The organism is Thermus brevis (genome assembly GCF_026427635.1).
GTDB classification, from domain to species: Bacteria; Deinococcota; Deinococci; order Deinococcales; family Thermaceae; genus Thermus; species Thermus antranikianii.
The window spans coordinates 508,273-518,816 of sequence record NZ_CP102606.1 but is presented as its reverse complement, the minus strand read 5'-3'; the positions used below and the strand labels follow the sequence as shown (position 1 = coordinate 518,816).

Below are 10,544 nucleotides of genomic sequence, written 5' to 3'. Positions count from 1 at the left end.
CTCCTTTCTTTGTCTAAAAGGGCACCACTTCCTCCTTGGGCCCTCCTCCACCGTTCCCCTGGAGGAAGGCCTCCCGATCCGGGATCAAGTAGGCGCGGAAGCCCTCGGCCTCGAGGGCCTCCAGCGCCCCTTCCCCCACCCGGGTCTCCCGCAAGGAGAGGATGGCCTCCCCGAAGGGCCCCTGCACCCTGAGGTAAAGGGGGAGGGTTCCAGGGTATTCGTCCAAAAGGCTCTTGAGGAGGGCCACGCCCGCCTCGTCCAACAGGGCGTGGTCCACCTCCACCTCCAGGGCCTTGGGGGACTCGGCCACCTCCTCGTAGGTCCAGGCAGCCTGGGCCATGATCCTAAGCCCCCCTTCCTCCCGCTCCACCTCCGCCAGGACCAGGAGGGGGGTGTCCTCCTTGAGCTTGGGGGAAACCCCCTCGTAAGCCCGGCCGAAAACCACCACCTCGAGGGCCCCCGTCTCGTCGGAAAGGGTAAAACGGGCCATCATGCCCCCGCTGCGGGTGGGCTTGCGCGCCACCTCCTCCACCATGCCCGAAAGGAGCACCTTGGGCCTTGGGGGAAGGCCTCGGATGAAGTCGGAAAGCTCCTCCAGGGTGCAGCTCGCCACCTCCCTCAGACCCGCGTAGCGCAGCACCGGGTGGCCGGAAACGTAGATACCCAAGGCCTCCTTCTCGTAGCGGAGCCGGGTGATCTCGTCCAAGGGCGGAACCTCCGCCAGGGAAGGCTCCTCCACCTCGGCGAACAGGCCCATCATGCCGGATCGCTCCCGCTCCCGGCTTTCCGCCGCCCACCGGAGGAGGGGGTCCAAGGAAGCCAGCAACCGGGCCCTGTCCCCAAAGGCGTCAAAGGCACCCGCCTTGATGAGGGACTCCAGGGTGCGCTTGTTCACCACCTTCTCGTCCAGGCGCTTGAGGAAGTCCCCCAGGCTCTTAAAGGGCCCGCGCCGCTCCCTTTCCGCCAGGATGGCCTGGGCTGCCCCTTCCCCCACGTTCTTCACCGCGGAGAGGCCAAAGAGGATCTCCTCCCCCACCACCTTGAAGTCAAAGCCCGAGCGGTTGATGTCGGGGGGAAGGACCTCTATGCCCATGGCCCGGGCGTCGCGGATGTACTCCGCCACCTTGTCGGAATCGTGCCGCTCCACGGTGAGGAGGGCGGCCATGAACTCCACCGGGTAGTGGGCCTTCACGTAGGCGGTCTGGTAGGAAAGGAGGCTGTAGGCGGCTGCATGAGACTTATTAAAGCCGTAGTTGGCGAAGGCCTCCAGCATGTCAAAAAGCCGGTTGGCCTCCTCCTCGGGCACGCCCCGTTCCCTGGCCCCCCGCACGAAGCGCTCCCGGTGTTTTTGCATCTCCTCCACCTTCTTCTTGCCCATGGCCCGCCTCAAAAGGTCGGCCTCCCCCAGGGAGTAGCCCGCCACCTGGGAGGCGATCTGCATGATCTGCTCCTGGTAGACGGGGATGCCGTAGGTTTCCTCCAGGATGGGCCTCAGGTACTTCTCCGCATGGGGGAATTCCACGTAGCTCACGGGCTCCTGGCCATGGTGGCGGCGGATGTAGGTGGGGATGTGCTCCATGGGCCCCGGGCGGTAGAGGGAAACCAAGGCGATAATGTCCTCGAGGCGCCTGGGCTTTAGCCCCCGCACCGTGGCGGTCATCCCTCCCGATTCCAGCTGGAAAACCCCCTTGGTCTCTCCCCGGGCAAGGAGGGCGAAGGTCTTGGGGTCGTCCAAAGGCAAGCGGTCGTAGTCCAGCTCCACCCCCTTGGACTCCTTCACGATCTTCTTGGCCTCGTCCAGGAAGGTGAGGGTGCGCAGGCCCAGGAAGTCCATCTTCAAAAGCCCCAGGGCCTCCACCGCTCCCATGTCGTACTGGGTCACAGGCCGCCCCTCCTGGTCCCGCATGAGGGGCACCAGGTTCGTGAGGGGCTCGGCGGCGATCACCACCCCGGCGGCGTGCACGGAAGCATGGCGGTTCAGGCCCTCGAGGCGCATGGCCACCTCGATCACCTCCCGCACCCGGGGGTCTTTTTCCATCTCCGCCTTTAGCTCCGGCACTAGCTCTATGGCCTCGGCCAGGGGCTTGGGCTTGCCGAACTGCACGGGGATCAGCTTGGCCAGCTCCTCCGCCTTCTTGTGGGGGATGCCGTAGACCCGGGCCACATCCTTGAGGGCTGCCTTGGAGGCCAGGCTACCGAAGGTGCCGATCTGGGCCACCTTGTCCTCCCCGTAGCGCCCGCGCACGTACTGGATCACCCGGTCCCGCTCCCGGTCGGAGAAGTCCGTGTCGATATCGGGCATGGAAACCCGCTCGGGGTTCAGGAAGCGCTCAAAGAGAAGGCCGAAGCGCAGGGGGTCGATGTTGGTGATGCCCACGGCGTAGGCCACCAGGCTCCCGGCGGCGCTTCCCCGGCCTGGTCCCACGGATACCCCATTCCGCCTGGCCCAGTTAATGTAGTCCTGGACGATGAGGAAGTAGCCGGGAAAGCCCATCCGCTCGATCACGGAAAGCTCGTAGAGGGCCCGGTGCAAGATGGCCTCCGCCGTCCATTCCCTCACCCCCTCCAACGGGGGTAGCTTGGGCAGAAGGGCTTCCCAGGCCTTCCCTTCCACCTGGGCCAGGGCTTCCGCCAGGGCTTCCCCGTCCCCGTGGGGCGGCATTTTCCCCAGAAGGCGGAAGACCTCCCGGTAAAACCCCTCGGTGATGCGGTCCGGATACCGGGAAAGAAGCCCTCTGAAAGTGAGCTCCCTAAGGTACTGGGCCTCGGTCCTGCCCTCGGGAAGGGGAAAGCGAGGGATGCGGTAGACCATCTTGTCCCCGATGGGAAGGTCCACGTCGCACATGCGGGCGATCTCCACCGTGTTGTCAAAGGGTTCGTCGCCCCACTCCTCCTCCGGGAGCATGGCCCGCATCTCCTCTGGGGTCTTCACGTAAAACTCGTCGCAGGGGAAACGCCAGCGCTCGGGGTCATCCAGGGTGCTCTTGGACTGGATGGCGAGAAGCACCTCGTGGGCCCGGGCGTCCTCCTTACGCACGTAGTGGCCGTCGTTGGTGGCCACCATCCCCAGGCCGTACTTCCGGGCGAACTCCCTCAGGACCTGGTTAACCTTCCTTTGCTCAGGCAGGCCGTGGTTCTGGATCTCTATGAAAAAGCGGTCACCGAAGATGGAGAGGTACTCGTTCAGCCGGACCTCCGCCAGGTCCAGGCGGTCCTGCAGGATGAACTGGGGGATCTCCGCCCCCAGGCACCCCGAAAGGGCGATAAGACCCTCGGCATGCTCCCGTAGAATCTCCCGGTCAATACGGGGTTTTTCGTAAAAACCCTCCAGGTATGCCCGGCTTGCCAGGCGCACCAGGTTCTGGTAGCCCTTGAAGTCCTTGGCAAGAAGGGTGAGATGAAAGTACCCCCCGTCCAGGCCCTTCCCCCTTTTGCGGTCAAAGCGGCTTTCCGAGGCCACGTAAGCCTCGTAGCCGATGATGGGCTTGATCCCCATGGCGGTGGCCTTCTTGTAGAACTCCACCGCCCCGAAGAGGTTGCCGTGGTCGGTCATGGCCAGGGCAGGGTCCTCGGGGGAAACCGTCTTCACCCACTCAAGAAGGTCAGAAAGCTTCGCCGCCCCGTCCAGGAGGGAGAACTGGGTGTGCTGGTGCAGGTGGGCGAACTTAAGGCGGCCCATAGGGTCCAGTCTAGCAAGGGCCTTGCCTCCCTTAGTTAGGTACTTGGGTATACTGATTAATGCAATGATTGAGGACACTAGCACCCCCATCTCCGCCACCGAGGCCCGGGTTCACTTTGGGGAGGTCCTCCAACGCGTGGCCCAGGGAGAAACCCTGGTGGTGGAACGGGGAGGAAGAGCCGTAGCGGTCATCCTGTCCGTGGAAGAATACGAGCGGCTCCGGAAAGCGCCTAAGCAACAAGAGATCCTCGATGCGCTTTGGAGGCTGGGCCAGGAGATCCGAAGCCACCTACAAGGACCCATCTCTTCCCCAGAGGAAGTCATACGGGCGATGCGGGAGGAACGCACCCTTGAACTGGGCGGTTCTTGACGCAAGCTTCCTCATGCGAGTTCTTCTGGCAGGCATCCTTGGCGACAGAAGGGCCCATGAAGCTTTTCTTGGTTTGGGTAGCAAGGAGGTGGTCGCCCCCACCCTCCTGCCTTACGAGGTGGCCAATGCCCTTCACCGCTACGTTCTGGGTGGGGTCTTGTCAGGGCCCCAAGCGGAAGCCTTTCTGCGAGGAGCCTTGGGCCTGAACATCCGCCTGATGGGAGACAAAGGCCTTCATCTAAGAGCCTTGGCCTTATCCCAAGCCCTGGGTTTAAAAGCTGTGTACGACGCCCATTACCTGGCCCTGGCGGAGAAGCTTCAGGCTGAATTCTGGACAGCAGACGGAAAGCTATCCCGAAAGGTTACGGAAGCTCAAGCTCAAGGCTTGCTGGAAGGCATTACCGTGCGCTATTTAGAACCCCATGACCCTGGGCCAACTTAGGGAAGAAGTCTGGAACACCTTAGCCCGCTACGACCTGGCCCTTCACCCCACGCCTCCCCACGGCCACCACCCCAACTTTCTGGGAGCCAAAAAGGCAGCGGGGCTCCTCCTCCGCACCCCGGAGTTTCAAAGGGCCAGGCTCATCCTGGCGGGCATGGATGCAGTGCTGAAACCCTTGCGGGAAGAGGCCCTGAAGGCAGGAAAGGCCCTAATTCTCCCCCACCCCGACCGGCCAGGGGAGTTCGTGCTCCTTAAGGACCTGGACCCAAGGAAGCTCAAGCGGGTGCGGGAGGCCTACCGCTACGGGGTGAAGGTGGACCTAAAGGGGCAGCCCATAGACCTGGTCCTCATCGGGGCCGTGGCCGTGGATGAGGAAGGGGGCTGGGTGGGGAAGGGCTATGGCTTTCCCCAGGCCTGGCTTGCCGTGGAGGCCCCCTTCGCCACCCTGGCCCACGCCCTCATGGTCTACCCCAAGCTTCCTGTGGAGCCGGAACGCCGGGTAGACCTTATCGCCACCCCGGCGCGGCTCATCCGACCTTAAAGGGCGAACTCCTTAAGGAGCCCCTCGAGGTCCAGGGGTTCCTGTTGCCCTAAGGCAGGGTAGACCTCAGGGTAGCGGGGCAGATAGGCCTTAAGGCGCTCCTCAAAGGTGGGGACCTCCGCCTTCCAGAAGACCCCTATGGGGATTCGCTCCCCCCACTCCGCCGCTTTTTCCTGGAACTGGGCCATCTTACGATCCAGCTCCTCCGGGGGCAGGCCTTCGGGAACATGGGGGTCGTATCCCTCATCCTGGAGCTTATAGAGCCTGGGGGCGAACCACTCCTTGGTGTGCAAGTCGTTGTAGGTGGGGCAGGGCTGGAGGACGTGCAGAAAAGCCAGGCCCTTATGGCTAAGGCTCTCCTTGATGAGCTCCTTGAGGCCCTTCACGTCGTAGGCGTAGCCCCGGGCGATCCAGGTGTAGCCCGAGGCGAAAGCCAGAAGCAGGGGGTTGATGCGCCCCTGGGGGTTGGGCTTGGGAAGGCTTTTGGTCTTCTCCCCTAGGCCCAGGGTGGGCCCCGCCTGTCCCTTGGTGAGGCCGTAGACCTCGTTGTCATAGAGGATGTAGAGCATGTCCACGTTGCGGCGGCCTGCGGCCACGAAGTGCCCGGCCCCGATCCCAAGGCCATCCCCGTCCCCACCCACCGCTACCACGGTGAGGTGGGGGTTGGCCAGCTTGGCTCCCTGGGCCACGGGAAGGACGCGGCCGTGGAGGGTGTGGATCCCGTAGACATTCAGGTAGTGAGGGGTCTTGGCGGAGCAACCGATTCCCGAGAAAACCGCCGTCTGGACAGGATCCCGCTTCAGCTCGAAAAGGGCCATCTGCAACGCGGAGAGGATGCCATAGTCCCCGCAGCCCGGGCACCAGTCCGGTTGCTTTTCCGCCTTGTAATCGGCAAGTTTGAGTTCCAGCATGGTTAAACTCCTTTCCTGAGCACCAGGCGCTCCGGGGCCCTGCCCGCAAGCACCTGCTCCAAGGCCTCCACCGCCTCATCCAGGGTGATGGGGCGGCCGTTGTACTTCACAATGCGGTGATGGACCCGCCTTAAGGTTTCCTGCTGCACCAGGTCCGCAAGCTGCCCCGAGTAGTTGTGTTCCACCGTGACCAGCTTTTTCCCCTCCAGAAGTGCACCAATCTCCGGGAAGGGCCAAAGGAGCCTGAGGTGCAGGTAGCCCACCCCAGGCAGGCGGTCCAGGGCTTCCAGGAGGGTACCCTTCACCGTGCCCCAACCCAGGACCAGGACTTCGCCATCCCTGTAGAGGGTGTACTGGTCCTCGAGGGGAATCTCCTTACGGGCGGCTTCCAGCTTGCGCATGCGCTTTTCCATCTGGTATTCCCTGAGGACGATGTCCTCGGTGATGTGGCCCTCGAGGTCGTGCTCGTCCGAGGTCATCCAGTAAAAGCCCCCCGGGGTGCCAAGGGGGATAAAGGGGGAGATGCCGTCCTCCGAGGGAGCGTAGCGCTCATAGGGGCCAAACCCCTCTTTTCTGGGGGTGAGGCGTTTTTCCCCATCCAGGGAGAGTACCCTCAAGGCCTCCTTGGGAAGGCTTTGCGCCATGGAGGCCAGGAACTTGTCCACCAGATGCACCACCACCGTCTGGTAGCGCCAGGCCCAGGCTAGGGCCTTCTGGGCATCCAGGAAGGCATCCTGAATGTCCCCAGAGGCCAGGACGATCCTGGGGTACTCCCCGTGCCCGCCCCGGATGGCGAACATCAAGTCGCCCTGCTCGGTGCGGGTGGGAAGGCCGGTGCTCGGGCCACCCCGCTGGTAGAGGGTCACCACCAAGGGCGCCTCGATCATGCCGGCAAAGCCCATGCCCTCGGCCATGAGGCTGAAGCCTGGCCCGCTGGTGGCGGTGGCGGCCCTGGCCCCGGTGAGGGCCGCCCCAATGGCCATGGTCACCGCGGCGATCTCGTCCTCCGTCTGGACCACGGCCACGTCGGCTCCGGTAAAAGCCGTGTGGGCCTCGAGGTAGGTGGACTCGTCCGTGGCCGGGCTTATGGGGTAGTAGGTCTGGAAGCGAAGCCCGCCAGCCAGCTTGCCCAAGGCCGCCGCCTGGGCCCCGGTGAGGTAGACCCGGCCCGGCTCGTACCCGTTTAGGTGAAGCTGGAAGGAAAGCCTGGGCACCTCCTCCCGGTATACCGCCTCAGCCACCTTCTGGTTTAGCTCCAACACCTTGCCCCTAAACTGCAGGGCCAGGGCCTCCAGCAAGGGTTCCAGGGGGAAGCCCAGGAAGTGGAGGCTCGCCGCCACGGCGATGGTGTTCAGGGTGCGCCGGGCTTGAAGGGAAGGAACACCCAGCTCCGCCCCGATCCGGTCCGCCACCTCCTCAAAGGGGTAGGGCAGGGGCTGGATCCCCGACTCCACGTAGGCGGCAAGGAGATCCTTCAGGCTGGGGTCCAGCTTGCCGAAGCGTTCCGAAAGGGCCTCCGCCACCCGGTGGTCCAGCATGGGGAGCTTGTGCACCGTGAGCTCCAAGACCCGGGGATCGTAAAGGATGACCCCTCCAGACCGAATCTCGTCCAGGTGCCGGGCCAGGGTCTCCCCGTCCAGGGCCACCAGCATGTCCACCTTTCCTCGGAAGGCCGCCACGGGTTTTCGCGAGAGGCGCACATCCAAGTAGGAGTGCCGCCCCATGATGTTGGAGTGGTACTCCCGCTTGGTGGCCACCCACCAGCCCCCCTTGGCCACCGCCCGGGCGAACAGGGTGGCCGCCGTCTCTATCCCGCCCCCTTGGGGGCCGCCCACACGCCAGGTGAAGTCTTCCATAAGCCCTCCTTCGCTCCTTGATACCCTACTCCTTAAGGGTCCAGCTTGGCTAGGGGCATTTGCCCAAAAGGGGGTTATTCCTCCTGATCCGCCTGGTGAAGCCGCTTTCCCCAGAGGCTTTGCGGGCGGTGGTGCTCCAGGACCAAAGCCCGCACCTCGGGGTCCTGAATGCGCTCCGCAGCGTACAGGGGGTGGTGGCGGCGCACCTGGAAGGCCCCAAAGATCCCCCTCTGCAAGGGATAAGGGGGTACGGGGAGGGCGTAAAGCCCAGTAAGGATGCGTTCCAAGGGACGGTAGGGCCTCAGGGCCTTTCCCGCATCGTGAAGAAGGGCAGCCCGGATGGCGAAGGCAGGGGCCTCAGGGTAGTACCTCAGGAGCCGGCGGGCCACCCGCACCGCATGGGCCCGGTCCCTGGGGTCCATGGAAAGGTAAAGGGTGCGCTCCTCCCCCCGCAGAAAGGCCAGGGCGAAGGCATCGTCCGGCTCCTCCCCTCGAGGAAAAAAAGCCTGAAAGAGGCGCCTAAGCCTCTTCGGCACCTTCCCAAACCCTCGTCCTAAGCCCGGGCTCCTGCGACCTAGCAAGGGGCTAGATGAACTTCTTCAGCATGGTGGCGATCTCCTCGGGCTTTTTGGGGTCCACCTTGCCCTCGGAAACCTCGGCGGCGCAGATGTTGAGGAACTCCTCCAGGATCAAGGTGGCCGCCGCCTCCATGGCCTTTTTGGTGGCGGTCATCTGGGTGAGCACCTCGTCGCAGGGACGCCCCTCCGCCACCATCTTCTGCAAACCCCTCACCTGGCCTTCGATACGCCGTAGCCGCTTAAGGATGTTTTCTACGGTCTCTTGCCCCAGCTCGGTGGTCTTGGTCATGGGGGCATTATATACCAGTACCCCCTATGTCGTCTTCACTCAGCGGTTCCTCGGCCTCGGGAAGCCTGGGCCTGCGCACCCATAGAAGCCGCGCCCCCAAGAGCCGGGTGATCTCCGCTAGGCGCTGGCTGGGATCCTCAGGAGGCCTGATGGGGTCCTCCACCGGGGCGTCTTGGCCAAAGGGGTCCGCCTCCCCTCGCCAAGGAGCCTCTGCGGAAGGTGGCCTTTCGGCTGGCTCGGGCAAGGCATCCCACGGCTCCTCCTCCCCTTCAAGAAAACCCCTGGCCTCCTGGACACTCCCTTCGGGCAGGGCCAGGGAAGCGGGCTCGGAGGCCTTGGGCTCTTCCGAACGCCCACGTTTTTCCCCGGGCAAAGGAAGGTTCCGGGAAGGGGGCCTAGGGTCTAGGCTTTTTTTTTCCAGGAGAAAGGCCACCTCCTCCACCCCGAAGTGGGCCCGCACCAGGGGGAGAAGGGTAGCCCTTTGCTCCTCAGCCCGCTTGTGGTGGAAGGCCTTGCTCTCGGGGAAGCGAAGCATCAAGCGCCCTTCTTCCAGGTCCGGCCGGGCCTCCCTGAGGAAGGCCCTCAGGGTGGGTTTCAGGGCCTCGAGGAACGCCCGCCACCTCCCGGCCAGGTCCCTTGGCATCTCCCCGGAAAGGCCTGCTTCCCTGGCGCCTGGCGGCACCAGGGGCTTGGTGGGATGGAACTCGGGCAGGTCTTCCTGGGAAGCCTCTTGCTTACGCAAATGGGCTGGCTCTTCAGGCAAAGCCGCCTCGGCCCGCACCGCTTCCCCGGAGAGAGGGCTGGCCTTGGGCTGAACCTCCCCCTTGCCCGGCTGGAACAAGGAGGCCGCCGGGAAAACCCTGGCCGCCTGCAACAGGGCTGCCTCCAGGGCCAGGAGGTCCGAGCGCTTGGCAAGGCGCTCCATGGCCTCGTCCAAGGCGGCGAGGGCTCCCAGCAAGGCTTCGGGAGGAGCCTCGAGGCTCTCCCCCGGCAGGCCGTGGGCGGCATAGAGGGCCTCCCGGAGCACCTCCATGAGCCCTCCCACCAGGCTCCTTGGGGCGAAACCCTTGGCGTAAAGCCCCCTGGCCTCCGAGAGCACTTCCTTGAGGTCCCCCCGGGCCAGGCCCTGGGCCAGGCGGGAAAGAGCTTCTCTTGGCGGAAGGCCCAAGGCCTCCTCCACCTGCTTTCGGGTCAAGGGACCTTCCAGGAGAAGCAGGCGGTCCAAAAGGCTTTCCGCATCCCTAAGCGCCCCGTCCGAAAGCCTTGCCACCAGGAGAAGGGCGTCTTCCTCCGCCTCCCTCCCCATCTCCTTGAGGATGCGCTGGAGCTTAAAGGCGATCTCCTCCTCCGTGAGGCGGCGGAAGCGGTAGTGCTGGGTGCGGGAAAGGATGGTGGGGGGCATCCTCTCGGGCTCGGTGGTGGCGAAGATGAAGAGCACGTGGGGCGGGGGCTCCTCTAGGGTCTTGAGGAGGGCGTTGAAGGCGCTTTTGGAGAGCATGTGGGCCTCGTCCAGGATGAAGACCTTCCTGGGGGCGGAAAGGGGGGCGAGGAGGATCCTCTCCCTAAGCTCCCGCACGTCCTCCACCGAGTTGTTGCTGGCGGCGTCGATCTCCACCACATCGGGGTGGGCTCCCTTCTGCACCGCCTGGCAGTGGGCGCAAACCCCGCAAGGGCGCTCCACCCCCTGGCACCCCACGGCCATGGCCAGAAGCCGGGCGGTGGTGGTCTTCCCCACCCCCCGCGGACCGGAAAAGAGGTAGGCCTGGGCGAGGCGTCCTTCCCGGATGGCCCGCACCAGGGGCTCCTTCACGTGCTCCTGGCCCACCAGCTCCTCAAAGGTGAGGGGGCGGACCCGGCGGTAAAGGGCGCTCACAAGGG

The 10,544-nt window shown here is 64.6% G+C and carries 9 protein-coding genes; 3 read left to right on the top strand and 6 right to left on the bottom strand.

The genetic code is table 11. The features are described from left to right. Nucleotides 1-13: 13 nt before the first annotated feature. On the bottom strand, nucleotides 14-3,679 hold the full coding sequence (gene dnaE / locus KQ693_RS02960; RefSeq protein ID WP_267261887.1) for a DNA polymerase III subunit alpha: 3,666 nt from the start codon (nucleotides 3,677-3,679) through the stop codon (nucleotides 14-16). A 64-nt stretch (nucleotides 3,680-3,743) separates the two neighbouring features. On the opposite strand from dnaE, the gene KQ693_RS02955 reads away from it, so the two are divergent. From KQ693_RS02955 to KQ693_RS02945, 3 genes are read left to right on the top strand one after another with little or no spacing between them, the layout of a single operon-like run. Continuing rightward, the gene (locus tag KQ693_RS02955) at nucleotides 3,744-4,049 is read left to right on the top strand and encodes a type II toxin-antitoxin system Phd/YefM family antitoxin (RefSeq protein ID WP_015716019.1); all 306 of its coding nucleotides are present in this window, start codon (nucleotides 3,744-3,746) and stop codon (nucleotides 4,047-4,049) included. Next, nucleotides 3,931-4,491, top strand: a complete 561-nt coding sequence (locus KQ693_RS02950) for a type II toxin-antitoxin system VapC family toxin (RefSeq protein WP_323808508.1) — start codon at nucleotides 3,931-3,933, stop codon at nucleotides 4,489-4,491. Before KQ693_RS02955 ends, KQ693_RS02950 begins: the two co-directional genes overlap by 119 nt. After that, a complete protein-coding gene (locus KQ693_RS02945) occupies nucleotides 4,472-5,032 on the top strand; it encodes a 5-formyltetrahydrofolate cyclo-ligase (RefSeq protein ID WP_015716017.1) in 561 nt (186 codons plus the stop codon). The genes KQ693_RS02950 and KQ693_RS02945 overlap by 20 nt, the downstream gene beginning before the upstream one ends. On the opposite strand, the gene KQ693_RS02940 is transcribed toward KQ693_RS02945, so the two are convergent. The 5 genes from KQ693_RS02940 to dnaX all read right to left on the bottom strand — a co-directional run bounded on the left by KQ693_RS02940 (nucleotide 5,029) and on the right by dnaX (nucleotide 10,539). After that, nucleotides 5,029-5,943, bottom strand: a complete 915-nt coding sequence (locus KQ693_RS02940; RefSeq protein ID WP_267261885.1) for a 2-oxoacid:ferredoxin oxidoreductase subunit beta — start codon at nucleotides 5,941-5,943, stop codon at nucleotides 5,029-5,031. The genes KQ693_RS02945 and KQ693_RS02940 overlap by 4 nt on opposite strands. Before the next feature lie 2 nt (nucleotides 5,944-5,945). Then, nucleotides 5,946-7,799: a 2-oxoacid:acceptor oxidoreductase subunit alpha gene (locus KQ693_RS02935; RefSeq protein ID WP_267261884.1), complete on the bottom strand. Its 1,854-nt coding sequence runs from the start codon at nucleotides 7,797-7,799 to the stop codon at nucleotides 5,946-5,948. Between the two features lie 74 nt (nucleotides 7,800-7,873). Next, nucleotides 7,874-8,335, bottom strand: a complete 462-nt coding sequence (locus KQ693_RS02930) for an HD domain-containing protein (protein WP_267261883.1) — start codon at nucleotides 8,333-8,335, stop codon at nucleotides 7,874-7,876. 49 nt (nucleotides 8,336-8,384) lie between these two features. Continuing rightward, nucleotides 8,385-8,666 (bottom strand): metal-sensitive transcriptional regulator, encoded by a 282-nt coding sequence (locus tag KQ693_RS02925; protein ID WP_015716013.1) that lies wholly within the window; start codon nucleotides 8,664-8,666, stop codon nucleotides 8,385-8,387. A 7-nt stretch (nucleotides 8,667-8,673) separates the two neighbouring features. Further along, entirely contained in the window at nucleotides 8,674-10,539 is a 1,866-nt protein-coding gene (gene dnaX / locus KQ693_RS02920; protein ID WP_267261882.1) for a DNA polymerase III subunit gamma/tau, read from the bottom strand. Between the last annotated feature and the right edge of the window lie 5 nt (nucleotides 10,540-10,544).